Below are 25,111 nucleotides of genomic sequence, written 5' to 3'. Positions count from 1 at the left end.
TTTGCGGCGGCCCTAGCTTCATCGCGTCGTACTCCGTACGTCATATATGAGACGCGATACGCGAGATGTGAGAGCCCTTCACCCATGACCTTTGCGCCCACCCCGATTCCGTCCCGCACCCAGTACGTGCTGGAGGCGATCAAGCACGCGATCCTCACGGCACAACTGAGGCCGGGGCAGGCGCTCGTGGAGACCGAGCTCGCCGCGCAGTTCGGGGTCTCCAAGACCCCCGTCCGCGAGGCGCTGAAGACCCTCGCCGGCACCGGACTCGTCGTCATGAGCCAGTACAAGGGCGCCACCGTCCGGCTGGTCGACGCGGCCATGGCCCGCGAGGTCTACGACGTACGGCTGCTGCTCGAACCGGAGGCGCTGCGCCGCTCGATCACCCGCAAGGCGTCGCTCGACGCGGCGCAGGAGGCCCTGGAGCGGGCGGACTCGGCGGGCGACAAGGCCGACCGCTCGCTCGCCAACCGGGACTTCCACCGGGCGCTCTATCTGCCCTGCGGCAACCCGCTGCTCGCCCGGATGCTGGACGAGGTCCGCGACCAGGCGGCGCTGGTCTCCACGGTCGCCTGGTCGGCGATCCCGTCCTGGGAGCGGGAGGCGGCCGAGCACCGGGAGATCCTGCGGCTCGCGCTCGCCGACGACGCGGACGCGGCGGCCGGGGCCCTGCACGACCACATCGCGTCGTTCGTCCGCCGCGCCTTCCCCGACGACGAGGACGGGGGCGACGCGGCGTGACCCCGCACACCGAAGAAAGGCCAGTCCGCATGGACCTCACCCCGCTGAAGGCGGCCCTCGCAGATGTCGTGGCGATCCCGGTGACCCCGTTCGCCGGGGACGGATCCATCGACACGACGGCGCACCGCGCCCTGCTGCGGAGACTGCTCGACGGCGGCGTGCGCATCGTCACCCCGAACGGCAACACCGGGGAGTTCTACGCGCTCACCCCCGAGGAGCGGCGCACCGTCACCGAGCTGACCGTCGAGGAGGCCGGCGGCCGCGCCACGGTCCTGGTCGGCGTCGGACACGACGTGCCGACCGCCGTCGCCGCCGCCGAGCACGCCCGGGACGCCGGGGCCGAGATGGTGATGGTCCACCAGCCCGTCCACCCGTACGTCTCGCAGGACGGCTGGATCGACTACCACCGGGCCATCGCGGAGGCCGTGCCCGGGCTCGGGGTCGTCCCGTACATCCGCAACCCGCACCTGGACGGCGCCTGCCTGGCCGTCCTCGCCGACAGCTGCCCCAACGTCATCGGCGTCAAGTACGCGGTGCCGGACGCGGCCCGCTTCGCCGCCTTCGCCCGCGACGCCGGTCTTGACCGCTTCGTCTGGGTCGCCGGGCTCGCCGAGCTGTACGCCCCGGCCTACTTCTCGGCGGGCGCCACCGGCTTCACCTCCGGGCTCGTCAACGTGGCGCCCGGCGTCTCGCTGGCCATGCTGGAGGCGCTGCGGGCCGGCGACCATCCGGCCGCCATGAAGGTCTGGGAGCAGATCCGCCGCTTCGAGGAGCTGCGCGCCGACCGGCAGTCCGCCAACAACGTCACCGTCGTCAAGGAGGCCCTGGCCGCGCTCGGGCTGTGCGACCGCGCGGTGCGCCCGCCCAGCCGGGTGCTGCCCGAGGCCCAGCGCGCCGAGGTCGCCGACCAGATCGCCGGGTGGTCCATATGACCGCCCGCATCGCCCCCGAGGAACTGCGCAGCCACCAGTGGTACGGCACCGACGGGCTCCGCTCCTTCAGCCACCGCGCCCGCACCCGCCAGCTCGGCTACCTCCCCGAGGAGCACCTCGGCAAGCCGGTCGTGGCCATCCTCAACACCTGGTCGGACATCAACCCCTGCCACGTACACCTGCGCGACCGGGCGCAGGCCGTGAAGCGCGGGGTCTGGCAGGCGGGCGGCTTCCCGCTGGAGTTCCCGGTCTCCACGCTCTCGGAGACCTTCCAGAAGCCGACCCCGATGCTCTACCGGAACATGCTGGCGATGGAGACCGAGGAGCTGCTGCGCTCCTACCCGGTCGACGGGGCGGTGCTGCTCGGCGGCTGCGACAAGTCCACCCCGGCCCTGCTGATGGGCGCCGCGTCCGTGGACCTGCCGGCCGTCTTCGTGCCGGCCGGGCCGATGCTGCCGGGGCACTGGCGCAACGAGGTCCTGGGCTCCGGCACCGACATGTGGAAGTACTGGGACGACAAGCGCGCCGGGCTCATCGGCGACTGCGAGATGGGCGAGCTGGAGAACGGCCTCGCCCGCTCGCCCGGCCACTGCATGACCATGGGCACCGCCTCCACCCTCACCGCCGCCGCCGAGGCGCTCGGCGTCACCGTCCCCGGTGCCTCCTCGATCCCCGCCGTCGACTCCGGCCACGACCGGATGGCCGCCGCCTCCGGCCTCCGGATCGTCGAACTGGTGTGGCAGCAGCGGAAGCTGTCGCAGATCCTCACGGCCGAGGCGTACGAGGACGCCGTGGCGACCGTCCTCGCGCTCGGCGGGTCCACCAACGCCGTCATCCACCTCATCGCGATGGCCGGACGCTCCGGGATCAAGCTCACCCTGGACGACTTCGACCGCATCGCCCGCACCGTCCCGGTCCTCGCCAACCTGCGCCCCGGCGGCAAATACCTGATGGAGGACTTCCACTTCGCCGGCGGGCTCCCCGGCTTCCTGGCCCGGCTCACCGACGTACTGCATCTGGACCGGCCCACGGTCGCGCACGACACCCTGCGCGCCCAGCTCGACGGGGCGCTCGTGCACAACGACGACGTCATACGGAAGCGCTCCAACCCGCTCGCGGACGAGGGCGGCGTGGCGGTGCTGCGCGGCAACCTCTGCCCGGACGGCGCCGTCATCAAGCACATCGCCGCCGAACCGCACCTGCTGCGCCACACCGGGCCCGCGGTCGTCTTCGACGACTACCAGGAGATGCAGCGCACCATCAACGACCCGGCGCTCGCGCTCAGCCCCGACCATGTGCTCGTGCTGCGCAACGCCGGGCCCAAGGGCGGTCCGGGGATGCCCGAGTACGGCATGCTGCCCATCCCCGACTACCTGCTCAAGCAGGGGGTACGGGACATGGTCCGGCTCTCCGACGCCCGGATGAGCGGCACCAGTTACGGCGCTTGCGTGCTGCACATCGCGCCCGAGTCGTACGTCGGCGGGCCGCTCGCCCTCGTCCGCACCGGTGACCTCGTCACCCTGGACGTCGAGGCGCGGCTGCTGAACCTCGACGTGTCCGACGAGGAACTGGCGCGCCGCCGCGCCGAGTGGACCCCGCCGCCCGTCCGCTACGAGCGCGGCTACCAGGCGCTCTACCAGGACCAGATCACCCAGGCCGACACCGGCTGCGACTTCGCCTTCCTGGCCCGGCCGGGAGAAGTGCCCGACCCGTACGCCGGCTGAAAGGCACCTCAGGAATTCCGGCGCCCCCTTGTTCGGCATACCGAACACCATGCGGGAAGCGCTTGCGTACTACACGCACCACCGGCTCCGCCGCGTACCACCGCACGCAGGAACACCGCACGACCCGCACCCCCGTACAGAGAGAACGGAGACGTGTCATGGCCCAAGCCTCCGCCGCGGCCACACCGCCCAAGGTGCCCCGGCGCCGCTCCGCGAGCCCCCGCCGGCTGCCGTATCTGCTGATCGCCCCCGCGGGGCTGCTGATGCTCGGCTTCATCGCCTACCCGGTGATCAGCGTCTTCTACTACAGCCTGCAGAACTACAACGTCACCAAACCCTGGCGGAACGGCTTCGCCGGCCTCGACAACTTCACCCGCATCTTCACCGAGGACGACCAGTTCTGGACGACCCTCGGCTTCAGCGCCCAGTGGGTCTTCGTGCAGGTCGCGCTCCAGCTCACGCTGGGGCTCGCGCTGGCCCTGATCGTCAACCAGACCTTCATCGGCCGGGGCATCTCCCGCGCCATGGTCTTCTCGCCGTGGGCCGTCTCCGGGGTGCTGACCAGCACCATCTGGATCCTGCTCTACAACTCCTCGACCGGCTTCAGCCGCTACCTCGCGGACGCCGGGATCGGCGACTACGGCACCTCGGTGCTCTCCGACACCGGCACCGTCTTCTGGGCCGCGACCGTCGCCGAACTCTGGCGCGGCGTACCCTTCTTCGCCATCCTCATCCTCGCCGACCTCCAGTCCGTCTCCAAGGAGCTGTACGAGGCGGCCGCCGTGGACGGCGCCGGACGGCTGCGGCAGTTCTTCCACATCACCCTGCCCCACCTGCGCGACGCGATCATCCTGTCCACGCTGCTGCGCGGGGTCTGGGAGTTCAACAACGTCGACCTGCTCTACACCCTCACCGGCGGCGGACCGGCCGGCGAGACCACCACGCTGCCGCTCTACGTCGCCAACACCGGCATCGAGGGCCACGACTTCGGCTACGCCTCCGCGCTCACCACCGTCGCCTTCGTGATCCTCCTCTTCTGCTCGATCGTCTATCTGCGCCTGAGCAAGTTCGGAGGCGACCACAAGTGACTGCCGCACTCGCCGAGAAGAACGGCACCCGTGCCGCACGGCCGGCCGCCCCCGAGGGCCCGCCGCCCGCCGCGCCCCGCCGCGGGTCAGGACGCGAACGCGCCTTCGACGACGTACCGCGCTGGCAGATCTACGTACCGCTGGGCCTCTACCTGGTCTTCACGCTCGTCCCGTTCTACTGGATGTTCCTCTTCGCCGTACGGCCCGCGGGCTCCACCTCGCTGGTGCCGTGGCCGATGACCGGGGAGCACTTCTCCAAGGTCTGGAACGAGCGCAGCTTCGCCGTCTTCTTCCAGAACAGCATGATCGTCGGCGTCTGCACCCTGGTCGCCACGACCCTCGTCGCCCTGGCCGGCGGCTACGCCCTCGCCCGGTTCGACTTCAGGATCAAGAACGGCTTCATGCTGGCGCTGCTCTGCTCGCAGTTCATCCCCGGCGCGCTGATGCTCGTCCCGCTCTTCGAGATCTTCAAGAACCTCCAGATGATCAACTCCCTGGGGAGCGTGGTCATCGCCGAGACGGTCTTCCAGCTGCCGCTCTCCATCATCCTGATCAGCGGATTCATCAAGAACGTGCCCCCTTCGCTGGAGGAGGCCGCCTGGGTGGACGGCTGCTCGCGCTTCCGGGCCTTCTGCGCGGTCGTGCTGCCGCTGCTGCGCCCCGGGCTCATCGCCGTCGGCTCGTTCGCCTTCGTGCACAGCTGGAACCACTTCCTGTTCGCGCTGATGTTCCTCAGCGAGCAGGACAAGCAGACGATCCCGGTCGGCCTGAACACCCTCATCGGCGCGGACAGCGTCGACCTGGGCGCGCTCGCCGCGGGCGGGGTGATCGCCGCGGTGCCCGTGGTGATCGTCTTCGCCTTCATCCAGAAGTGGCTGATCACCGGCTTCAGCGCCGGCGCCGTGAAGGGGTGACGGACATGACCTCGCTGCCCCCCGCCGCCACGCCCGTCCCGATCGTCCTCGCGGGCGCCCGGGGCCACGGCCGCTGGCACCTCGCCAACATCCGCCGCCTCCAGCACCAGGGCCTCGTCCGCCTCGCCGGCGTCTGCGAGCTCACCCCGCTCGACGGCACCGAGCTGGCCGCCTTCGCGGACGAACCCCCCGAGCAGTCTGCCGACTTCGGCGCCCTCCTGGACTCCACCGGGGCCCGGGCCGCGGTCGTCTGCACCCCCATCCAGACCCACACCGCGCTCGCCCTGACCGCCGCCGGGCGCGGCGTGCACCTCCTCCTGGAGAAGCCGCCCGCCGCCACCCGCGCCGACTTCGACCGCATCCGCGACGGGGTGCGCGACGCGGGCACCGCCTGCCAGGTGGGCTTCCAGTCCTTCGGCTCGCACGCCGTCCCCGCCATCCGGGAACTCGTCGCCACCGGAGCCATCGGCACCGTCCGGGGGTACGCGGCGGCGGGCGCCTGGGTCCGCGACGACGCCTACTACCGGCGGGCGCCCTGGGCCGGGCGGCGCCGCATCGGGGACACCGAGGTGGTCGACGGCGTCCTTACCAACCCCCTCGCCCACGCCGTCGCCACGGCCCTCGAACTCGCCGGGACCACTGCCGAGGACGTCACCGCCATCGACACCGAGCTCTTCCGGGCCCACGACATCGAGGCCGACGACACCTCCTGCGTCCGCGTCACCACCGCGTCCGGGCCGCCCGTCACCGCCGCCGTCACCCTCTGCGCGGAGCAGGCGGGGGAGCCGTACGTCGTCGTCCACGGCGACCGCGGCCGCATCACCTTCTGGTACAAGCAGGACCGCGTCCTCGTCCAGCGCGCGGGCCACGGCCCCGTGGAGACCGTGCACGGGCGCACCGACCTCCTGGAGAACTTGGTCGCCCACCTGACCGAGGGCGCCCCGCTCCTCGTACCGCCGGAGCGCACCGGCGCCTTCATGGAGGTCGTGGAGGCGGTACGGACCGCGCCCGAACCACGCCCCCTGCCGTCCGACGCCTGGCACACCGCCCCCGTGCCCGGCACCGGGGCCACCCGCCGGGTGGTGCGCGGCATCGACGCCCTGGTCGCGTCCGGCGCCGAAACCCTCGCCCTCTTCTCCGAACTCGGCGCCCCCTGGGCCCGCAGCGAGGTGACCTCCTCATGACGAACACCGCCCTGCTCAGCTGCGCGGGCCGCCCCGTCGGCCGCTACACCTACCTTCCCGCCGACGCGGGCCGCCCCTACCTCCACCCGGTCACCACCCTCGCGGGCATCCCCGTCACCGAGGAGCGCCCCGCCGACCACATCCACCACCTGGGTGCCTCCGTCGCCGTCCCGGACGTCTCCGGGCACAACTTCTGGGGCGGGCGCACCTTCGTCCGGGGCCAGGGGCCCACCGTGCTCGACAACCACGGCACCCAGCGCCACCTGGGCTGGAAGCTGTGCGACCCGGACGGCTTCGTGGAGGAGCTCGGCTGGGAGGCCGCGGGCCGCGAACTGCTGCGCGAGCACCGCACGGTGGCCGCCGCCGCGCTCTCGGACACCGCCTGGACGCTCGACCTCTCGTTCTCGCTCACCAACCCCGGCCCCGACGACCTGTCGATCGGCAGCCCCGCCACCAACGGCCGCCCCGGCGCCGGATACGGCGGCTTCTTCTGGCGCGCCCCCAAGGAGACGTCCCCGCCCGCCGTGTTCGGCCCGACGGCGGACGGCGAGGAGGCGGTGCACGGGCGGCCCGCCGACTGGGTCGCGCTCTGCGGCGAGCGCTGGTCGCTGGTCTTCGCCGGGGCGACCGAGGAGACCCGCCGCGACCCGTGGTTCGTGCGCACCGCCGAATACCCGGGCGTCGGCTCCTCCCTCGCCGCCGCCGAACGGCTGCCCGTCCCCGCAGGGGCCACGGTCGTACGCCGCGTGGTCACCGTCGTCGCGGACGGCCGCCTCGACCGCGCGGGCGCCGCCGCCCTCGTCCGCCGGGCGGTGACCGCGTGAGCCCCCGGCCCCCCTGGACCGCCGACCTCGGCGACGGCACCTACCGCAACCCGGTCCTCAACGCCGACTGGTCCGACCCGGACGTGATCCGCGTCGGCGACGACTTCTACCTCACCGCCTCCAGCTTCGGCCGCGCCCCCGGGCTGCCGCTGCTCCACTCCCGCGACCTCGTCAACTGGACGCTGACCGGGCACGCCCTGGACCGCCTGGAGCCAGCCGCCGAATGCGCGGTGCCCCGCCACGACTGCGGGGTGTGGGCGCCCTCGCTGCGGCACCACGCCGGACGGTTCTGGATCTTCTGGGGCGACCCCGACCACGGCATCCAGCAGATCAGCGCCGAGGACGTCCGGGGCCCGTGGACCGCGCCCCACCTGGTCAAGGCCGGGCGCGGGCTGATCGACCCGTGCCCGCTGTGGGACGAGGAGACCGGCGAGGCGTACCTCGTGCACGCCTGGGCCAAGTCCCGCTCCGGGATCAAGAACCGGCTCACCGGACACCGGATGAGCCCCGACGGGCGGGAACTCCTGGACGAGGGCAAGACCCTGATCGATGCCGACACGCTGCCCGGCTGGTTCACCCTGGAGGGCCCCAAACTGCACCGCCGCAACGGTGAGTTCTGGATCCTGGCCCCGGCGGGCGGGGTCGCGACGGGCTGGCAGGGGGCGTTCCGCTCGCGCGACTTCTTCGGTCCCTACGAGGAGCGCGTCGTCCTCGCCCAGGGCCGGACCGGCGTCAACGGCCCGCACCAGGGCGCCTGGGTGGACACCCCGGCCGGTGAGGACTGGTTCCTGCACTTCCAGGAGCGCGGGGCGTACGGCCGCGTGACGCACCTCCAGCCGATGCGCTGGGACGGTGACGGCTGGCCGGTCATCGGCGACGCCGGCGAACCCGTCGCCACGCACCGCAAGCCCGCCCTGCCCGCCCAGCCCGTCGAGGCCCCGGCCTGCGACGACGGCTTCCCGGGCGGCCGCCACGGCAGGCAGTGGCAGTGGACGGCGAACCCGCGCCCCGGCTGGACCGTCGAGCACGCCGGGGACGGGCTGCGGCTGAGCTGCGTACCCGCCCAGGACGCGCACGACCTGCGGCTCCTGCCCCACGTACTGGTCCAGCGGCTGCCCGCCGAGACGTTCACCGCCGAGGTCGGACTCGCCCTCGACAGCGAGGTGCCCGGGGCGAAGGCGGGGTTCGCCGTGCTCGGCGACGCGTTCAGCTGGATCGGGCTCGAACGGCAGGCGGACGGCGGGGTGCTGCTGGTGCACCGGTTCGCCGAGGCGACCGCCACCGCCGAGCGCGACGCCGGGCACGCCGGGCCGGCGCCCTCGGGCACGGCGCGGCTGCGGATCGAGGTGGCGGCGGGGGCCCGGTGCCGCTTCCTGGCCGACACCGGGGACGGGGCCGGGTTCCGGCCCTCCGGACAGGTCTTCGCCGCCACCCCGTGGCGCTGGGTCGGCGCGCTGCTCGGGCTGTTCGCCACCGCGCCGCCCGGGACGGGCCCGACCGGGACCGCCCGCTTCACCGGCTTCCACGTAACCGCGTAACCGGACCACCGTCCGGCGCACCACCCCCCATGCACGCGCACGAACCGAGAGACCCGAGAGAACCGAGAGAGAAGAGCCGATCATGAACATCTCGAAGACGCAGCGGGGGCGCGCCGCGGCCGCCGTCTCGCTCGCGGCGGTGCTCGCCCTGACGGCGACCGCGTGCGGCGACGACGGCAGCGGCAGCGGCGACGAGGGCAGCGGCAAGGGCGAGATCACCTTCTGGGACAACAACGGCGGTCCGCGCACCGCCGTCTGGAAGGAGATCATCCAGGACTTCGAGAAGAAGTACCCGGACATCAAGGTGAAGTACGTGCCGATCCCGATCGCCGACGTGCAGTCCAAGTACGACACGGCCATCGCGGGCGGCGGGGTGCCGGACGTCGGCGGCGTCGGCACCGCCTACCTGGCCAACATGGTCTCGCAGGAGGCCCTGGAACCGCTGGGCGACCGGATCAAGGACTCCTCGCTCAACGGCAAGCTCGTCGAGGGCATGGTCGAGAGCGTCAAGGACGCGGCCGGGCGGGACGACGAGATGTACACCGTGCCGACCTCCGCCAACAACGGCGCGCTCTGGTACCGCACCGACCTCTTCAAGGCGGCCGGGCTCGAAGCGCCCACCACCTGGGCCAAGTTCTACGAGGCGGCCGGGAAGCTGACCGACTCCAAGAACAACAAGTTCGGCTACACCATCCGCGGCGGCGCCGGCTCCATCGCCCAGGCCGTCGACGCGGCGTACGGGCAGTCCGGGATCACCGAGTTCTGGAACGGCGACAAGACCACCCTCAACGACCCCAAGAACGTGGCGGCGCTGGAGAAGTACGTCGCCCTCTACAAGAAGGCGACCCCGTCCGCCGACGTCAACAACGACTTCACCAAGATGGTCGCCCAGTTCGACACCGGCACCATCGGCATGCTGAGCCACAACCTCGGCTCCTACCAGGACCACCTGAAGGCCCTCGGCAAGGACAAGTTCGCCGGGATACCCAACCCGGTCGGCGACGGCGGCACCCGCGTCCAGGTCTCCAACCCGGTCGACGGCCTCGGCCTGTTCAAGGCGAGCAAGAACAAGACGGCCGCGTGGAAGTTCATCGAGTTCGCCGCCTCGCACGAGGCGAACAGCAAGTGGAACGAGTCCGCGGGCGCCATCCCGGCCAACACCGAGGCCGCCAAGGACCCGTGGATCAGCGAGGCCGCGCCCACCGAGCTGGCCGCGAAGGCCCTCACCGACGGCTCCACCAAGATCGTGCAGCTGCCGTACTACCTGCCCGACTGGAACAACATCAGCAAGGCCGACAACGAGCCGGAGTTCCAGAAGCTGCTGCTCGGCAAGGTCACGGCCAAGGCGTTCCTGGACAAGATGGCCGACGAGCTGAACGCGGCCCAGAAGGAGTGGAAGGAGCGGAGCAAGGGCTGATCCGGCCCCCCGCAGCGGGGCCGGGCGCGGGACCGTCGTGCGGACGGCCCCGCCCCCCCCGCCGCCCCTGCCCTCCTGCGTACCCACCCACGAGAGAGGCAGCACCACCACCGTGTCACTCACCCGCAGACAGACCGCGGCCGCCCTCGCCGCACTGCCCCTGGCGCTCGCCGCCACTCCCGCCGCGGCGCACGGCGCCCGCCCCCGTACCCGCACCGTGCACCTCGCGGGCGACTCGACGGCCGCGCAGAAGTACGCCGACGCCGCACCCGAGACGGGCTGGGGCATGGCCCTGCCGTTCTTCCTCGGGCCCGGGCTCACCGTGGCCAACCACGCCATGAACGGCCGCAGTTCCCGGAGCTTCATCGACGAAGGGCTGCTCGCCGCGCTGCTGCCGGACGTCCGCCCGGACGACCTCCTGCTGATCCAGTTCGGGCACAACGACGAGAAGACGGACGACCCGGCGCGCGGCACCGACCCGTACACGACCTACCAGGACTGCCTGCGCCGGTACATCGCCGAGGCACGCGCCCGGCGCGCCCGGCCCGTGCTGCTCACCCCGGTCGAGCGGCGCAGGTTCGCCGAGGACGGCACCGCCAGGCCGACGCACGGCGACTACCCGGCCGCGATGCGCGCCCTGGCCGCCGAGGAGCGGGTCCCGCTGCTCGACCTCCAGGCCCGCACCCTCGCCCGCTGGCAGGAGCTCGGCCCCGACGGCACCGAGGCGTACTTCAACTGGCTGGAGCCCGGCGAGTCCCCCAACTACCCCGACGGGCGGCAGGACAACACCCACTTCCGGCCCGCCGGTGCGATCGAGGTCGCCCGGATGACGGCCCGCGCCCTGCTCGACGCGCGGGTGCTCGCCCCGCGTGAACTGCGCCGGCTCGGCGCACGCGTACCCGAGACGTGGATCAGCTGGCCGCCGGCCGCCTGACGCCCGCGCCACCCCCCGCCCTTCCCCTTCCACAGGTCCCGCACCAGAACCGAGGATTTGTCATGTCCACACGCAGAAATCGTGCCCGTGTCATCGCCGTCGCGATGGGCTGCGCCTCGCTGGCCCTCGCCCTGAGCATCCCCGCGCAGGCGTCCCCGCAGCCCCGCGGCGCCAAGGGGGCCGAGCGCGCCGTCCTGGCCAAGGGCGACGGCTGGGCCTCCGCCGAGGGCTCCACCACCGGCGGCGCCGCCGCGACGCCCGACCACGTCTACACGGTGCACAACCGCTCCGAACTCATCGCCGCCTTCGAGGACGCGGGCGACGCGCCGAAGATCGTCCGGATCGCCGGGACCGTCCACGGCAACGCCGACGCCGAGGGCAACCCGATCGACTGCGAGGCGTACCAGACCGACGGCTACACCCTGGACAAGTACCTCGCCGCCTACGACCCCGGCACCTGGGGCCGCGAGGAGGTTCCGTCCGGGCCGATGGAGGACGCCCGGCTCGCCTCCGCCAAGCTCCAGAAGGCCGCCGTCAACGTCTATGTGCCGTCCAACACCACGCTGATCGGCACCGGCCGGGACGCCACGGTCATCGGCGCCTCGATCCAGATCCAGAACGTCTCCAACGTCATCGTCCGCAACATCAGCTTCGAGGACACCTACGACTGCTTCCCGCAGTGGGACCCGACCGACGGCGACACCGGCCACTGGAACTCCGAGTACGACAACCTCGTCGTCTACGGCTCCGACCACGTCTGGGTCGACCACAACACCTTCAGCGACGGCGACCGCCCCGACGCCGACCAGCCCCGCTACTTCAACGAGCTGTACCAGCAGCACGACGGGCTCTTCGACATCGTCAAGGGCGCCGACCTGGTCACCGCCTCCTGGAACGTCCTCAAGGACCACGACAAGACCATGCTCCTCGGCAACAGCGACGGCGCCGGGGCCACCGACCGGGGCAAGCTCCGCGTCACCCTGCACCACAACCTGTTCAAGGACGTCAACGAGCGCGCGCCCCGCGTCCGCTTCGGTCAGGTCGACTCGTACAACAACCACTTCGTCGCCACGAAGGGCAGCGTTTACGGCTACTCGTACGGGATCGGCGCGGAGTCGCACCTGGTCGCCGAGCACAACGCGTTCACGCTGAGCGGTGAGTTCGACCGGGCGAAGATCCTCAAGAAGTGGTCCGAGTCCTCGCTCACGGCCGCCGACAACTGGGTCAACGGCCGCCGCACGGACCTGATCGCCGTCCACAACGCGGGCGTCCCCGAGGAGCAGCTGACCACGGGCGCCGGCTGGACCCCGACCCTGCGCAACCGGGTCGACCACCCGCTGCTCGTGCCGCTCGTCGTGGGCCTCGGCGCGGGCGCGGGCCGGCTGCCCGGCGCCTGACCAGCCGCCCCTTCCTCCGCCGGCGCCCGCGCGGCGCCGGCGGAGGCCGCCCCCGCAAAGGAGCACCCATGCCCACCCGACGCACCGCCCTGGCCCTCTTCGCCTCCTCCGCCCTCGCGCTCGGCACCGCCCCGCCCGCCGTCGCGCACGGCCGCCCCTTCGGCCGCCACGGCTCGCCCGCCCGCCGCCCCGACCGCGCCACCCTGTACGTCGACGCGCGCGGCCGCGGCGACCACACCACCGTCCAGGCCGCCGTGGACGCCGCCACCGGTACCGGGCGCACCCTGGTCATCGCCCCCGGCACCTACCGGGAGACCGTCGACATCCCCGCCGACCGGACCGGCCTCACCCTCATCGGCGCGAGCGGCGACCCGCGCGACACGGTGATCGTGTACGACAACGCCAACGGCACCCCGCGCCCCGACAGTTCGGGCACCTACGGCACCAGCGGGTCCGCCACGGTCACCGCCCGGCCCGCCGGACTCACCGCCCGCGACCTCACCTTCGCCAACGACTGGCTGCGCGCCGACCACCCGGACTACACCGGCACCCAGGCCGTCGCCCTCAAGGTGACCGGCGACCGCTCGGCGTTTTACGGCTGCCGCTTCCTCGGCCACCAGGACACGCTGTACGCGGACTCGGCGTCGCTCACCGACTTCGCCCGGCAGTACTACCGCGACTGCTACGTGGAAGGGGACGTCGACTTCGTCTTCGGGCGGGCCTCCGCGGTCCTGGACCGCTGCCACTTCCGCACCCTGGCCCGCACCGACCTGCCCGGACCGCCCCACGGCTTCGTCTTCGCGCCGAGCACCGCCGGGGCCGATCCGCACGGCTTCCTGGTCCTGCGCTCCCGGGTCACCAGCACCGCCCCCGACGGGTACTTCAAGCTGGCCCGCCCCTGGGTGCCGTCCTCGGACCTCACCGCGCACCCCATGCTGACGGTGCGCGAGAGCCACCTCGGCGCGGGCATCGACACGGACGAGCCGTACGGCACCATGTCGGCCGGCTTCCCGTGGCAGGAGCAGCGGTTCGCGGAGTACCGCAACACGGGCCCGGGCGCGCGCGTCACCGTCCCGGCCAACCGCCCGCAGCTCACGGCGTCCGAGGCGCGGGAGCACACCCCGGCCGCGTGGTTCGGCGACTGGAGGCCGTAGAGGTCACTGCGCCCGCCCGAAGCGGTCGCCCACTGCCGCCTTCCCGCCCGAGGCGCGGACCGCGTGGGCGGTCACGTAGTCGCCGGTGGCGTCCCGGTCGCCCTCCGCGTGGTTGTACTGCCCGGCGAAGGTGTGCGTCCCGACCGGGACGGTCCGGCCGGGACGCAGCGTCCACCGGTAGACCAGATAGCCGCCGCTCTCGTCCACCGAGACGGTGAAGTCCGGCTCGGGCAGGGAGCGCCAGGAGCCGGTGCTGTTCACCCCGCCGGTCTCGGCGACCCGCAGCTCCACGGTGAGCGCGGACAGCGGCTCGGTGGTCCGCAGGGTGACGTTGCTCTGCGCCCAGTACGGGTTGCTGTTCGGGTCCACCACGCCGCCGGTCCACAGCGGACCGTCCTCCGGCGGCAGCCCGGCGGGGGAGTCCGGGGCCTTCGCGGCGGCGGACGGCGCCGAGGCCACCTGCCCGCCGCGCGCCCGGGCGTCGTCGTCCGCCGAGGTGACCGCGAACGCTCCGGCCGCCAGCACCCCGCAGACCGCCGCCGTCGCCCCGGCCACCCGCAGCCACGGGCGGACCGCGCGCGGCGGGCGCACGGACCGGGGTGACGGACCGTCGCCCGCCATCCCGCGCTCGATCCGGGCCAGCATCCGGGCCCGGTCGGGGCGGTGGGCCTCGGCGGCCTCCCGCAGCCGCCCGGACAGCTCCTCGTCGTTCAACGCTCTCCTCCGCTGCGCTGCGCCGCGACGGCCACCCGGACCCGCGCGGCGGGCGTCTCGGGTCCCAGCAGCCGTTGGAGTTCCGCCACGGCGCGCGAGGTCTGGCTCTTCACCGTACCCACCGAGATCCCCAGCACCAGCGAGGTGTCCCGCTCGGAGAGGTCGAAGGCGTGCCGCAGCACCACACAGGCCCGCTTGCGGAACGGCAGCCTGCGCAGCGCCTCCCGCACGTCCACCACCGCCGGCACATCGGGCCCCTCGGCCGCCCCGTCGTCCCCGCCGCCGCGCGGCGCCCAGAACAGCGCGATCCGGCGGCGCTCGCGGACCGCGCTGCGGATGCGCGTCCTGGCCAGGTTGGCGACGACGCCCCGCGCGTACGCCACCGGGTGCCCGGCCTCGCGGACCCGGTCCCAGCGGTGCCAGAGCGCGAGCAGGGCGTCCGCCGCGAGATCGTCGGCGGCATCCGCCTCGCCGGTCAGCAGATGGGCGAGGCGGGCCAGTTCCGCGTAATGGGCCTCGAAGAACGCATGGAACTCGGCGGCGGCATCATCGACTGCTGTGCCCACGGCAACCCCGTCCCCCTGCGCTCGCACGCCCGGCCCGTCCGGATACGCCCCCGCCGGGGCGTGAGCGTACCGCAAGCGCTTCGACAGCAGGAGGGGACTACCGCCGCAACGCCGCCTCCATCATTTTCTTGGCGACCGGCGCCGCCAGCCCGTTGCCGCTGACCTCCGACGCGGTCGAACCGGAGTCCTCCACGATCACGGCCACCGCGACCTCCTGGCCGCCGGACTTCGCGTACGAGGTGAACCAGGCGTACGGGGTGTTGCTGTTGTCCACGCCGTTCTCGGCGGTGCCCGTCTTGCCGCCGACCTCGGCCCCGGCGATCCGGGCGTTGGTGCCGGTGCCCTTCTCCACCACGGTCACCATGGCGCTGCGCAGCTGTTTCGCGGTGTCCTCGGAGACGATCCGCTCCGTGTCGCCGTCCGCGAAGTCCTCCAGCGTGCCGCCGTCCCCGTCGGTCACCTTCGACACCATGTGCGGGGCGGCCAGCTCACCGCCGTTGGCCAGGGCGGCGGAGACCATCGCCATCTGGAGCGGGGTCGCGGTCACCTCGAACTGGCCGATGCCCGACAGCGCCGTCTGCGGCTTGTCCATGTCCTCCGGATACACGCTCTTGGACGCCCGGACCGGCACGTCCAGCTTCTCCTCGTTGAAGCCGAACTTCTCCGCCATCGCCCGCACCTTGTCCTGGCCCAGGTCGGCGGCGACCTTGCCGAAGACGTTGTTGCACGAGTACTGGAGGGCGACCCGCAGCGAGGCGTCCTCGCAGGGGGCGGACGCGCTCTCGTTCCGCAGCGGGGTGCTGGTGCCCGGCAGGGTGTACGGGACGGGGCTCTTCGTCGGCACGTCCACCGAGTCGTACAGCCCGTTCTCCAGCGCCGCCGCCGCCACGACCAGCTTGAACGTCGAGCCGGGCGCGAGCGGCTGCCGCAGCGCCCGGTTGACCAGCGGCTTGTCCTTGTCGGCGAGCAGCTTCGACCAGGTGTCGCCGTCGTTCGTGCCGCTGATGTCCGACGGGTCGTACGACGGGGAGGACACCATGCCCAGGATCTGCCCGCTCCTCGGGTCGATCGCCACGGCCGCGCCCTTGTCGTCGCCGAGCGCGTCGCTCGCCGCCTTCTGCACGTCCGGGTCGATCGTCGTGACCACGTCACCGGGTGCGGACCGCTTCCCCGTCAGCGCGCCCAGCGGGCTCTTCAGCCGGTCGTCGGTGCCGTCCAGCACATGGCTGTAGATCCCTTCGAGCTGCGTCGAGCCGTACGCCTGCGAGCTGTAGCCGGTCACGGACGAGTAGAGGCCGCCCTGCTTGTAGGTGCGCTTGTACGCGAGATCGCTGCCCTCCGTCCGTTTCGAGCCCGTGACCGGCGAACCGGCCACGATGATGTCGCCCAGCGGCTGCGCGTACTGCGCGATGATCTTCCGCCGGTTGTGGTCGTCGTCTGCGAGCGCCTTGGCCTGGTACGACTGCACCCAGGTCGCCCGCCCGAGGAGGGCGAGGACCAGCAGCAGACAGAAGACCGAGGCGCGCCTTATCGTCTTGTTCATCCCGCTCGGTGGACGAGTGGGACCGGGCGGGTCGTTCCCGGTTGTGCCACTTCTCACCGATTCCTCATACGGTGACCACGGCGTGCACGGCCGTACGGGCTCAGCCCGGCGTGATGAACCCCGACTCGTACGCCGTGATGACCGCCTGGGTACGGTCCCGGGCCCCGGTCTTCGCGAGGACCGCCGCCACATGCGTCTTGGCCGTCGCCGCGCCCACCGCCAGCCGGTCCGCGATCTCCGCGTTCGTCAGCCCCGCCGCGATCAGCCGCAGCACCTGGGCCTCCCGCTCGGTGAGCCGCGCGGCCCACGGCGGGGCGGGGGCCGGTGCGGGCGTCCCGTACGCGGCGGCGAGCTGCCGCACGGCGGACGGGAAGAGCAGCGAGTCGCCGCACGCCACCAGCCGGACCGCCTGCACCAGCTCCTCGGCCGCCGCCCGCTTCAGCAGGAAACCCGCCGCCCCGGCGCGCAGCGCCTCGTACACGTAGGCGTCGTGCTCGAAGGTGGTGACGACCAGGACGCGCGGGGCCGGGTCCAGCGTGGCGAGGATCTGCTCGGTGGCCCGGATGCCGTCCGTCTCGGGCATCCGCACATCCATCAGCACCACGTCGGGCCGCAGCGCCCGCACCACGGAGACCGCCTCGGCGCCGGTGGCCGCCTCGCCGACGACCTCCAGGCCGTCCTCGGCGTCCAGGATGGCCCGCAGCGCGGTGCGCACCATGCGTTCGTCGTCGGCGAGGACGATCCGGACCGGCCTGCTCATCGGGGCTCCTTCGCGGGGGCGTGCAGGGGCAGGCGGGCGGCCAGCCGCCACACGCCGTCGTCGCGCGGCCCGGCCTCGGTGGCGCCGCCGAGCAGCAGGGCGCGCTCCTTGACGCCGGTCAGGCCGCGTCCGCCGCCGGGGCGGGCGACCGGGGGCCGGGGCGGGAGCGCGCTGTCCAGGACGAGCGTCAGCTCGCGGGGGCCGACGCCCACGCGCAGCCGGACCGGCGAGCCGGGGACGCCGTGCCGCAGTGCGTTGCTCAGGCCCTCCTGCACGATCCGGTACGCCTCGGCCGAGACGGGTCCGGGCACCGCGCCCGGGTCGCCGTCGGCCTCGTAGCGCACGGGCACCCCGCACCGGGCGAGCAGCCCGCCGAGCGCGTCGAGCCCGGGGCCCGCGAGCGCGTCGGACCCGTCGCCGTCCTGCCGCAACAGGCCGAGGACCGCGTCGAGTTCGCCGACCGTGCGCCGCGTGGTCTCCTCGATCGCGGCGAGCGCCTCCCGGACGAACCCGGGGTCGCTGTCCAGGACCCGGCGGGCGGCCCCCGCCTGGAGGGTGACGGCGCTCAGCGCGTGGCCCACCGAGTCGTGCAGCTCCCGGGCGAGCCGGTTGCGCACGGCCAGTTCGGCGGCCCGGCGCTCGGCGGCGGCCAGCCGGTCGTCCGGGGTGGGGCCGAGCAGCACGGGCGCCCGGTTCGCGAGCAGCGCCCCGGCCGCCGCCGCGCACCCGGCCAGCGCGACGAGCATGGCCGCCCCGGCCGGGGGCGCGACGGCCAGGACCCAGGTGTGGTCCAGGGCCGGGCGGGCGTCCAGGGCTGATTCGCGCAGGGCCGGGACGAACGGCAGCGCCGCCACGCAGACCGCGAACGGGACGAGTGCCAGTGTCATCCCGCTGATGATCCCGCCGAGCCCCACGTGCAGCGTGAACCAGGCGGCCGAGCGCGCCCGCGCCTGGCGGGAGGCGGCGGGCCCGTCCGCGAGCGGCCGGTCCGGGGCGAGCCCGCACAGGGCGCGGGCAGCGGCCACCGAGAGCGGCCGGGCGGTGGGGAGCAGCGCGGTGACGGCGGCCATTGGCAGGGCAACGCCGAAGGCGGCGAGCTGGGCGGGGAGCGAGGTGAAGGGGTTGACGCCGGGCGCGTACAAGCCGACGGCCACCGTGCCGACCAGGAAGTACGGCATCAGCAGGGCGCCGCCGATGATCAGATGCAGCCACCGCAGCCGGGCACGGCGGCCCGCCAGCCGGGCTATCAGCGGGGTCATGCCGGGGCGCCTCGCGTCCCGGCCGCGCGTTCCGCGAGGAAGTACGCGCCGAGGGTCACCACCAGCGTTCCGACCAGCATCTGCACAGCGTAGGTGAGCACCATGCCGGGCGTGGCCGTTTCCGCGCCCTCCCCGGCCGAGCCCAGCGCGGCCAGGCAGAGCCAGCCGCCCCAGCAGGCCGTCGCCCCGGACCCGCCCCACGCCAGCGCGAGCGGCACCCGCAGCGGCAGTGCGGACCGGCGGAAGGCCAGCAGCAGGACCCCGGCCACGGCCACCGCGATCCACAGCACGTACACCGCCTCCAGCACGTGGAAGCCGCTGTCCCGCCCGGCCACCCGGTCCGGGGTGAGGCCGGCCGTCGAGCCCGCCGCCCAGAGCAGATGCGCGGTGCCGGGCGCCAGGGCGAGCAGCGACGCGGCGACGGCGGCGGCCCGCAGGGCGGGGGTGGTCGGGCTCGCGGGCAGCTCGCCCAGGGTGCCCCGCCACAGGTGGCCCCAGCGGTCACGGGCGTACAGCACGAACAGCGCGCCCAGCGACAGGCCCTGGAGGATGAAGCCGCCGTAGACGACGCCGAACACCCACTCGCGCAGGAACGGCCGGCCCGCGGCCTCCGCGCCGCCGGTGTCGCCGCCCAGCGCCCGGGCCAGCAGCTGCGCCGGGTAGCCGGTCATGATCGGCAGCAGCAGCCCGGTCGCCGTCCACATCGGTAGCGCCGGCAGCCACGCGGGCACCCGCAGCCCCCAGGGCCGGGTGAGCAGCAGGGCCAGGACCACCACCACGCCGTCCATCAGCACCGAACCGCCGTTGGCGACGGCCATCCGGGCGCGGTGGTCCAGCAGCTCACTGCCGTCCGGGATCCCGACGCGGCTGCCCGCCACCCAGGCGATCTTGAGCGTGATGTAGGGCAGGCAGGAGACGATGGCGACGGTACGCAGCGCGGTGCGGGCGGAGACGGTTGTCATGGCCCCCACGCTGCCGGGCGGCACACCCCCGCACGTCCTGCCCGATGACGATCCGCCTCCGCCGCGCGGGGGAGGCGGACCGGGGGCTCAGAGCCTGCGGGTGGCGAGCGTCAGTCGGTCGCGCGCGTCGAACAGCGCGTCCTTGACCGTCTGTTCGTGCGCGGGCGTGAGCCTGGCGACCGGCACCGAGCAGCTGATGGCGTCCCGGGCCGGGGTGCGGTACGGGACGGCGACGCCGAAGCAGCGCAGACCCAGGGTGTTCTCCTCGCGGTCCACCGCGTACCCCTGCTCACGGATCTGGTGCAGCTCCTCGATGAGCTTCTCCCGGTCCGTCAGGGTGTGTTCGGTGAGCGCGGGCAGCGTCTCGGGCAGCATCTTGCGGACCTGCTCGTCGCTGTAGGTGGCGAGCAGCGCCTTGCCGAGCGAGGTGGAGTGCGCGGGCAGCCGGCGGCCGACGCGGGTGAAGGGGCGCAGATAGTGCTGGGACTGGCGGGTGGCGAGGTAGACCACGTTGGTGCCGTCGAGCCGGGCCAGGTGGATGGTCTCCGTGGTGTCGTCGGAGAGCCGGTCGAGCGTGGGCCGGGCCGCGGCGACGACCTCGTCGCCGTCGATGTACGAGGTGCCGACCAGCAGGGCCCGTACGCCGATCCCGTACCGCGTCCCCGTCGCGTCGGTCTCCACCCAGCCCAGCTCCACCAGGGTGCGCAGCAGCATGTAGAGGCTGGACTTCGGGTAGCCGACGGCCTCCTGGACCGCGGCGAGCGAGTGCATGCCGGGCCGTCCCGCGAAGTACTCCAGCAGTTCGACCGTCCGTACCGCGGACTTGACCTGCGCCCCACCCGACTCGGGAACCGACATCGCCCTGCCCCTTTCACCCCGCCGACGAAACCCTGCGACTTCTTGCCAACACCGAACGCCCGGAAATAGAGTCGCTTCACATTCACGTTCAGGAACGCTGTTCAGAATACCGAACAGCTTATACCGGACGACTTCTGATGTGCGGCAGTGGAGCGGAAGGAAACACGGTGGCAGCAGCACCAGTCTGGAGCGTCGACCCCCGCACCGGGAACCCGCGCGAGCAGGTTGCGGTGGAGGCCACAGCGGAGGAGGTCGACCGCGCGGTCCGCGCCGCCCACGCGGTACGCGGCTCCCTCGCCGACCGCACCATGCGCGCCGCGTTCCTGCGCACGGCCGCCGAACTGCTCACCGAGGCCGGGGACCACGTCATCGAGGCCGCCGACGCCGAGACGGCCCTCGGCCCGGCCCGGTTGACCGGCGAACTCGCGCGCACCGCGGCCCAGTTGCGGGCCTTCGCGGAGGTCGTGGACGAGGGCGCCTTCCTCGACATCCACATCGACCACGCGGACGCCACCCGCACCCCGCCCTGGCCCGACCTGCGCCGCTACAAGATCCCGCTCGGCGTCGTCGCGGTCTACGCGGCCAGCAACTTCCCGCTCGCCTTCTCCGTCCCCGGCGGCGACACCGCCAGCGCCCTCGCGGCCGGCTGCCCCGTCGTCGTCAAGGCCCACCCGGACCACCCGGCGACCTCCGAGCTCTGCGCCTCGGTCCTGCGCCGGGCCGCCGCGCGCACCGGGCTGCCCGAGGACGTCGTCACCCTCGTCCACGGCTTCGAGGCGGGCGTCGCCCTCGTCCGGCACCCGCTCGTCGCCGCCGCCGGATTCACCGGCTCGGTGCGCGGCGGGCGCGCCCTGTTCGACGCGGCCGCCGCCCGCCCCGCGCCCATCCCCTTCCACGGCGAGCTGGGCTCCCTCAACCCCGTCGTCGTCACCGGGGCCGCCGCCGCCGAGCGCGGCGAGGAGATCGGCGCGGGCCTGGCCGGCTCGATGACCATGGGCGCCGGACAGTTCTGCACCAAGCCCGGATTCGTCCTGGTCCCCGAGGGTGCGGGCGGCGACCGCCTCCTCAAGGCGCTCACCGAGGCCGTCAGCGACACCGAGGCCGGGGTCCTCCTCGACCACCGCATGCGCGACGCCTTCCTCGCCGGGGTCACCGAGCGCGCCGCGCTCCCCGGGGTCGAGGCGCCCGTCACCCCCGGCGCGGGCGGCGAGCACACCGTCGCGGCCGGCTTCCTGACCGTCCCGGCCCGTGAGCTCACCGCCGAGGGCCCGCACGACGCGCTCCTGGAGGAGTGCTTCGGCCCCGTCACCGTCGTCGCCCGCTACACCTCCGAGGACGAGATCACCGCCGTCCTGTCCCGCCTCCCGGGCAACCTCACCGCCACCCTCCACATCGCCACCGAGGAGGCCGGGGGCGCCGCGGCGGACCTCCTCGCCGCCCTCACCCCGCTCGCCGGGCGGGTCCTCGTCAACGGCTGGCCGACCGGCGTCGCCGTCGCGCCCGCCCAGCACCACGGCGGCCCCTACCCGGCCACCACCTCCACCTCCACCTCGGTCGGCGCCACCGCCATCGAGCGCTGGCTGCGCCCGGTCAGCTACCAGACCACCCCCGAAGCGCTCCTCCCGCCGGAGCTGCGCGAGGACAACCCGCTGGGCCTGCCCCGCCGCGTGGACGGACGACCCGCATGAACCTCCCCGAACTCCCCTTCGCGCTCCGGCCGTACGGCCCCGAGGGCGGCTGGACGTACGAGAACGGCACGCTCACCGGCCGCGCCGGCGCCCGCCAGGACCGCTTCGTCCCGCCGGGCGGCGACGGCCTGGAACCGGCGAGCGACGCGCCCCGGCTCCTCGGCGCCGCCCCGGCGGGCGACTTCCAGCTCGTCGCCCGGGTGAAGGTGGGCTTCGCCGCCGCCTTCGACGCGGGCGTGCTCTACCTCCACACCGGCGACCGGGAGTGGGCCAAGCTCTGCCTGGAGCTGTCCCCGGAGCGCCCGACCATCTGCACGGTGGTCACCCGGGGCCACTCGGACGACGTCAACTCCTCCGTCGTGGACGGCGACACCCACTGGCTGCGCCTGAGCCGTACGGGACACGCCTTCGCCTTCCACGCCTCGGCCGACGGCGAGAAGTGGACCTTCGTCCGCGTCTTCACCCTGGGCACCCCGGAGCAGGCGGCCACCGCGTCCGTCGGCTTCCTCGCCCAGTCACCCACGGGCGAGGGCTGCGAGGTGACCTTCGACCGGATCGCCTTCCGGGAGGAGGGCCTGGCGGACCTCCGCGACGGCAGCTGACGGACCCGGCACGCGGCGGGCGGCACGCGCGGTAATTCCCTGCCGCCCGCCGCCCGTCCGTGAGAGCCTGCCCGACGGTCCGGGAGCCGGGCCGGAAACGGGGCGGAGAGCGTCATGGGTGTGCATCTGATCGGTGGTGGCTGGGACGAGGAGGCCGCGCCGCTCGTCCACGGCCCCTTCCTCGCCGAGGCCGGGGACGAGGGCCTCGTGGGCTGCCTGCTCGTCGACGAGGGCGACGGCCACGAGCAGTTCGCCCGCTGGGCCACCGCGCTGCGCCGGGTCGCACCGGGCGTCCGGCCGGTCCCCCTCCTGGTCCCGGAGGGCGGCGTGTTCGACCCAGGGGCGCTGGCCGGCCTTGACGGACTGCTGGTCGGCGGTGGACTGACGCCTGCCTATCAGGCCGCCCTCGGTCCCGCGCGCGAGGCCGTGGCCCGGGCCGTCGCGGAGCGCGGACTGCCGTACGCGGGCTTCTCCGCCGGCGCCGTCGTCGCCGCGGATCACGCGCTCGTCGGGGGATGGCTGGACCGGGGCGTCCCGGTCTGCCCGGACGACGCGGCGGAGGACCTGGAGGAGATCGAGGTCCGCACCGGCCTGGGACTCGTCCCGTACACCGTCGACGTGCACGCCTCCGCCTGGGGGACGCTCGGCCGGCTCGTCGCGGCGGTGGCCCGGGGCGACGCGGAACGCGGCTTCGCCCTGGACGAGAACACCACGCTGTCCGTCGCGCCCGACGGCCGGGCGACGGTGGCCGGGACGGGGCAGGTGCGCCTCGTCCGGCGCGCGGACGAGCCCGGGGCCGTCGTCGTGCGGGCGCTGCGGGCGGGGGAGCGGTTCGGCCTCTGACCGGAACCGGAGCCCCGGCCCGTACGTCCTCCCCACCATGATCCGTACAGCGACGCAGGACGACCTGGACGCGATAGTCACCCTGCACACCGAGGCCAGGGCCACCTACTACAGCGGGCATCTCGCCGAGGAGGAGTACGCCGGTCCGGCCGAGGTCGGCCGGAGCCGGGAGGGCTGGGCCCGCGCGGTGGACCGGGAGGACGCCACCGTGCTCGTCGCCGAGGAGGACGGCGCGCTCGTCGGCATCGCCGCCCATTCCGTGCGCGACGGCTGGACGTACCTCACCCAGCTCCACGTCTCCCCGGCCCACTGGCGCGAGGGCGTCGGCAGCGCCCTGCACCTCGCGTGCGTCGCCGACTGGCAGCGGCGCGGTGTGACGCGGGCCCGGCTGGAGGTCTTCGAGCCCAACAAGCGCGCCCAGGCGTTCTACTCGGCCTGCGGCTGGGTCGCCGACCCGGAGACGCCCCGGCACGGCGACCATCTGGTGCTGCGCCTCGCGGTGCGGGAAGCGCCGGGTAGAGGCTGAGCACACCGGGTGCGGGCCCGGGAATGGCCCGGGCCCGCCATGCGTTGGGCGGGGAGCGGAGGGTGCCTCCGCCCCTGCCGCAGTCATCGATGAGTCCGGAGAGAAGAAGAGTCATGCGCGTCGAGATCTGGAGCGACATCGCCTGCCCCTGGTGCTATGTCGGAAAGGCCCGCTTCGAGAAGGGCCTCGCGGGCTTCGCCCACCGCGACGACGTCGAGGTGGTCCACCGCTCCTTCGAGCTCGACCCCGGCCGTGCCAAGGCGGACACCGAGCTGGTCACCGACATGCTGGCGCGGAAGTACGGGCGCACCCCCGACGAGGTCCGCTCGATGGAGGCCAACGTCGCCGCCAACGCCCGGGCCGAAGGGCTCGGCTACCTCACCGAGGGCCGCGACCACGGCAGCACGTTCGACATCCACCGCCTGCTGCACCTGGCCAAGGCCCGCGGCCGCCAGGAGGAGCTGCTGACCCTCGCCTACCGGGCCAACTTCGCCGAGGAGCGGTCCGTCTTCGACGACGCGGTCCTGCTGGACCTGGCCGTCGAGGCGGGGCTCGACGCCGAGGAGGCGCGCGCGGTGCTCGCCGACCCGAAGGCGTACGCCGACGAGGTGCGCGCCGACGAGCAGGAGGCGGCCGAGCTGGGCGCCAACGCGGTGCCGTTCTTCGTGTTCGACCGGCGCTACGGCATCTCCGGCGGCCAGCCCGCCGAGGTCTTCGCCCAGGCGCTGGAGCAGGCGTGGAAGGACCGCCCGGTGACCGCCGCCGCCGACGCGGCGGCCTGTGACGCCGAGGGGGCCTGCGAGGTCCCCGGAGCGGCGGCCCGGAACGCCTGACCCGTCGCGCGGGCCGTTCCCGGCGGCCCGCGCACCGGTCCGCTGGCCCGGCCCACGAGCCCGGCCCGCGCACCCGGACGCATAAGCATCGCTTGGGGTCGGCCGTGAAT

At 73.6% G+C, this 25,111-nt stretch carries 24 protein-coding genes; 17 read left to right on the top strand and 7 right to left on the bottom strand.

Features of this window, described 5'->3' with window-relative positions; translation table 11 throughout:
• Window positions 1–84: 84 nt before the first annotated feature.
• From OHS17_RS07525 to OHS17_RS07470, 12 genes are all read left to right on the top strand, one after another.
• Window positions 85–741: a GntR family transcriptional regulator gene (locus OHS17_RS07525; RefSeq protein WP_136319019.1), complete on the top strand. Its 657-nt coding sequence runs from the start codon at window positions 85–87 to the stop codon at window positions 739–741.
• A gap of 29 nt (window positions 742–770) precedes the next feature.
• Window positions 771–1,673, top strand: coding sequence for a dihydrodipicolinate synthase family protein (locus tag OHS17_RS07520; RefSeq protein WP_164629758.1), 903 nt, complete (start codon window positions 771–773; stop codon window positions 1,671–1,673).
• Window positions 1,670–3,397, top strand: a complete 1,728-nt coding sequence (gene araD / locus OHS17_RS07515; RefSeq protein ID WP_330311535.1) for an L-arabinonate dehydratase — start codon at window positions 1,670–1,672, stop codon at window positions 3,395–3,397. Before OHS17_RS07520 ends, araD begins: the two co-directional genes overlap by 4 nt.
• A 158-nt stretch (window positions 3,398–3,555) precedes the next feature.
• The gene (locus tag OHS17_RS07510) at window positions 3,556–4,485 is read left to right on the top strand and encodes a carbohydrate ABC transporter permease (protein ID WP_330311534.1); all 930 of its coding nucleotides are present in this window, start codon (window positions 3,556–3,558) and stop codon (window positions 4,483–4,485) included.
• The gene (locus OHS17_RS07505) at window positions 4,482–5,399 is read left to right on the top strand and encodes a carbohydrate ABC transporter permease (RefSeq protein WP_330311533.1); all 918 of its coding nucleotides are present in this window, start codon (window positions 4,482–4,484) and stop codon (window positions 5,397–5,399) included. Before OHS17_RS07510 ends, OHS17_RS07505 begins: the two co-directional genes overlap by 4 nt.
• 5 nt (window positions 5,400–5,404) lie before the next feature.
• A complete protein-coding gene (locus OHS17_RS07500; RefSeq protein WP_330311532.1) occupies window positions 5,405–6,583 on the top strand; it encodes a Gfo/Idh/MocA family protein in 1,179 nt (392 codons plus the stop codon).
• Window positions 6,580–7,407 (top strand): PmoA family protein, encoded by an 828-nt coding sequence (locus OHS17_RS07495; RefSeq protein WP_330311531.1) that lies wholly within the window; start codon window positions 6,580–6,582, stop codon window positions 7,405–7,407. The genes OHS17_RS07500 and OHS17_RS07495 overlap by 4 nt, the downstream gene beginning before the upstream one ends.
• Window positions 7,404–8,945, top strand: a complete 1,542-nt coding sequence (locus OHS17_RS07490; RefSeq protein ID WP_330311530.1) for a glycoside hydrolase family 43 protein — start codon at window positions 7,404–7,406, stop codon at window positions 8,943–8,945. Before OHS17_RS07495 ends, OHS17_RS07490 begins: the two co-directional genes overlap by 4 nt.
• Before the next feature lie 82 nt (window positions 8,946–9,027).
• The gene (locus OHS17_RS07485) at window positions 9,028–10,362 is read left to right on the top strand and encodes an ABC transporter substrate-binding protein (RefSeq protein WP_330311529.1); all 1,335 of its coding nucleotides are present in this window, start codon (window positions 9,028–9,030) and stop codon (window positions 10,360–10,362) included.
• Window positions 10,363–10,474: 112 nt separating this feature from the next.
• A complete protein-coding gene (locus tag OHS17_RS07480; protein ID WP_330311528.1) occupies window positions 10,475–11,296 on the top strand; it encodes a rhamnogalacturonan acetylesterase in 822 nt (273 codons plus the stop codon).
• Between the two features lie 62 nt (window positions 11,297–11,358).
• On the top strand, window positions 11,359–12,693 hold the full coding sequence (locus tag OHS17_RS07475) for a pectate lyase family protein (RefSeq protein WP_330311527.1): 1,335 nt from the start codon (window positions 11,359–11,361) through the stop codon (window positions 12,691–12,693).
• A gap of 68 nt (window positions 12,694–12,761) precedes the next feature.
• Window positions 12,762–13,847, top strand: a complete 1,086-nt coding sequence (locus OHS17_RS07470; protein WP_330311526.1) for a pectinesterase family protein — start codon at window positions 12,762–12,764, stop codon at window positions 13,845–13,847.
• 3 nt (window positions 13,848–13,850) lie between these two features.
• Here OHS17_RS07470 and OHS17_RS07465 read toward each other — a convergent pair whose 3' ends face one another.
• From OHS17_RS07465 to OHS17_RS07435, 7 genes are all read right to left on the bottom strand, one after another.
• A complete protein-coding gene (locus OHS17_RS07465) occupies window positions 13,851–14,561 on the bottom strand; it encodes a hypothetical protein (RefSeq protein ID WP_330311525.1) in 711 nt (236 codons plus the stop codon).
• Window positions 14,558–15,127 (bottom strand): SigE family RNA polymerase sigma factor, encoded by a 570-nt coding sequence (locus OHS17_RS07460; protein ID WP_330311524.1) that lies wholly within the window; start codon window positions 15,125–15,127, stop codon window positions 14,558–14,560. Before OHS17_RS07460 ends, OHS17_RS07465 begins: the two co-directional genes overlap by 4 nt.
• Window positions 15,128–15,224: 97 nt before the next feature.
• Window positions 15,225–16,670 (bottom strand): peptidoglycan D,D-transpeptidase FtsI family protein, encoded by a 1,446-nt coding sequence (locus OHS17_RS07455; protein ID WP_330311523.1) that lies wholly within the window; start codon window positions 16,668–16,670, stop codon window positions 15,225–15,227.
• Window positions 16,671–16,770: 100 nt separating this feature from the next.
• Window positions 16,771–17,430 (bottom strand): response regulator transcription factor, encoded by a 660-nt coding sequence (locus OHS17_RS07450; RefSeq protein ID WP_330311522.1) that lies wholly within the window; start codon window positions 17,428–17,430, stop codon window positions 16,771–16,773.
• Window positions 17,427–18,689, bottom strand: a complete 1,263-nt coding sequence (locus OHS17_RS07445) for a sensor histidine kinase (RefSeq protein ID WP_330311521.1) — start codon at window positions 18,687–18,689, stop codon at window positions 17,427–17,429. The genes OHS17_RS07450 and OHS17_RS07445 overlap by 4 nt, the downstream gene beginning before the upstream one ends.
• Entirely contained in the window at window positions 18,686–19,651 is a 966-nt protein-coding gene (locus OHS17_RS07440; RefSeq protein WP_330311520.1) for a hypothetical protein, read from the bottom strand. The genes OHS17_RS07445 and OHS17_RS07440 overlap by 4 nt, the downstream gene beginning before the upstream one ends.
• An 87-nt stretch (window positions 19,652–19,738) precedes the next feature.
• Entirely contained in the window at window positions 19,739–20,509 is a 771-nt protein-coding gene (locus tag OHS17_RS07435; RefSeq protein WP_161207045.1) for an IclR family transcriptional regulator, read from the bottom strand.
• A gap of 167 nt (window positions 20,510–20,676) precedes the next feature.
• Here OHS17_RS07435 and OHS17_RS07430 point away from each other — a divergent pair, with 167 nt between their 5' ends.
• From OHS17_RS07430 to OHS17_RS07410, 5 genes are all read left to right on the top strand, one after another.
• Entirely contained in the window at window positions 20,677–22,197 is a 1,521-nt protein-coding gene (locus OHS17_RS07430) for an aldehyde dehydrogenase (NADP(+)) (protein ID WP_330311519.1), read from the top strand.
• On the top strand, window positions 22,194–22,799 hold the full coding sequence (locus OHS17_RS07425) for a DUF1349 domain-containing protein (RefSeq protein ID WP_330311518.1): 606 nt from the start codon (window positions 22,194–22,196) through the stop codon (window positions 22,797–22,799). Before OHS17_RS07430 ends, OHS17_RS07425 begins: the two co-directional genes overlap by 4 nt.
• Before the next feature lie 114 nt (window positions 22,800–22,913).
• Complete coding sequence (locus OHS17_RS07420; protein WP_330311517.1) at window positions 22,914–23,642, top strand: hypothetical protein; 729 nt, start codon at window positions 22,914–22,916, stop codon at window positions 23,640–23,642.
• 37 nt (window positions 23,643–23,679) lie between these two features.
• Window positions 23,680–24,168, top strand: coding sequence for a GNAT family N-acetyltransferase (locus tag OHS17_RS07415; protein ID WP_330311516.1), 489 nt, complete (start codon window positions 23,680–23,682; stop codon window positions 24,166–24,168).
• A gap of 113 nt (window positions 24,169–24,281) precedes the next feature.
• Entirely contained in the window at window positions 24,282–25,001 is a 720-nt protein-coding gene (locus tag OHS17_RS07410; protein ID WP_330311515.1) for a DsbA family oxidoreductase, read from the top strand.
• Window positions 25,002–25,111: the final 110 nt, after the last annotated feature.

Source organism: Streptomyces sp. NBC_00523, from assembly GCF_036346615.1.
Lineage (GTDB): Bacteria > Actinomycetota > Actinomycetes > Streptomycetales > Streptomycetaceae > Streptomyces.
The sequence above is the reverse complement of the archived record's forward strand: the minus strand, read 5'-3'. Positions and strand labels throughout refer to the sequence as shown.

What these genes read in the sequence shown, in the direction of transcription:
- OHS17_RS07410 (WP_330311515.1), top strand. Translation starts at nt 24,282, where the DNA reads ATGCGCGTCGAGATCTGGAGCGACATCGCCTGCCCCTGGTGCTATGTC.
- OHS17_RS07485 (WP_330311529.1), top strand. Translation starts at nt 9,028, where the DNA reads ATGAACATCTCGAAGACGCAGCGGGGGCGCGCCGCGGCCGCCGTCTCG.
- OHS17_RS07415 (WP_330311516.1), top strand. Translation starts at nt 23,680, where the DNA reads ATGATCCGTACAGCGACGCAGGACGACCTGGACGCGATAGTCACCCTG.
- OHS17_RS07475 (WP_330311527.1), top strand. Translation starts at nt 11,359, where the DNA reads ATGTCCACACGCAGAAATCGTGCCCGTGTCATCGCCGTCGCGATGGGC.
- araD (WP_330311535.1), top strand. Translation starts at nt 1,670, where the DNA reads ATGACCGCCCGCATCGCCCCCGAGGAACTGCGCAGCCACCAGTGGTAC.
- OHS17_RS07420 (WP_330311517.1), top strand. Translation starts at nt 22,914, where the DNA reads ATGGGTGTGCATCTGATCGGTGGTGGCTGGGACGAGGAGGCCGCGCCG.
- OHS17_RS07520 (WP_164629758.1), top strand. Translation starts at nt 771, where the DNA reads ATGGACCTCACCCCGCTGAAGGCGGCCCTCGCAGATGTCGTGGCGATC.
- OHS17_RS07435 (WP_161207045.1), bottom strand. Translation starts at nt 20,509, where the DNA reads ATGTCGGTTCCCGAGTCGGGTGGGGCGCAGGTCAAGTCCGCGGTACGG.
- OHS17_RS07510 (WP_330311534.1), top strand. Translation starts at nt 3,556, where the DNA reads ATGGCCCAAGCCTCCGCCGCGGCCACACCGCCCAAGGTGCCCCGGCGC.
- OHS17_RS07525 (WP_136319019.1), top strand. Translation starts at nt 85, where the DNA reads ATGACCTTTGCGCCCACCCCGATTCCGTCCCGCACCCAGTACGTGCTG.
- OHS17_RS07440 (WP_330311520.1), bottom strand. Translation starts at nt 19,651, where the DNA reads ATGACAACCGTCTCCGCCCGCACCGCGCTGCGTACCGTCGCCATCGTC.
- OHS17_RS07470 (WP_330311526.1), top strand. Translation starts at nt 12,762, where the DNA reads ATGCCCACCCGACGCACCGCCCTGGCCCTCTTCGCCTCCTCCGCCCTC.
- OHS17_RS07450 (WP_330311522.1), bottom strand. Translation starts at nt 17,430, where the DNA reads ATGAGCAGGCCGGTCCGGATCGTCCTCGCCGACGACGAACGCATGGTG.
- OHS17_RS07445 (WP_330311521.1), bottom strand. Translation starts at nt 18,689, where the DNA reads ATGACCCCGCTGATAGCCCGGCTGGCGGGCCGCCGTGCCCGGCTGCGG.
- OHS17_RS07495 (WP_330311531.1), top strand. Translation starts at nt 6,580, where the DNA reads ATGACGAACACCGCCCTGCTCAGCTGCGCGGGCCGCCCCGTCGGCCGC.
- OHS17_RS07455 (WP_330311523.1), bottom strand. Translation starts at nt 16,670, where the DNA reads ATGAACAAGACGATAAGGCGCGCCTCGGTCTTCTGTCTGCTGCTGGTC.
- OHS17_RS07500 (WP_330311532.1), top strand. Translation starts at nt 5,405, where the DNA reads ATGACCTCGCTGCCCCCCGCCGCCACGCCCGTCCCGATCGTCCTCGCG.
- OHS17_RS07425 (WP_330311518.1), top strand. Translation starts at nt 22,194, where the DNA reads ATGAACCTCCCCGAACTCCCCTTCGCGCTCCGGCCGTACGGCCCCGAG.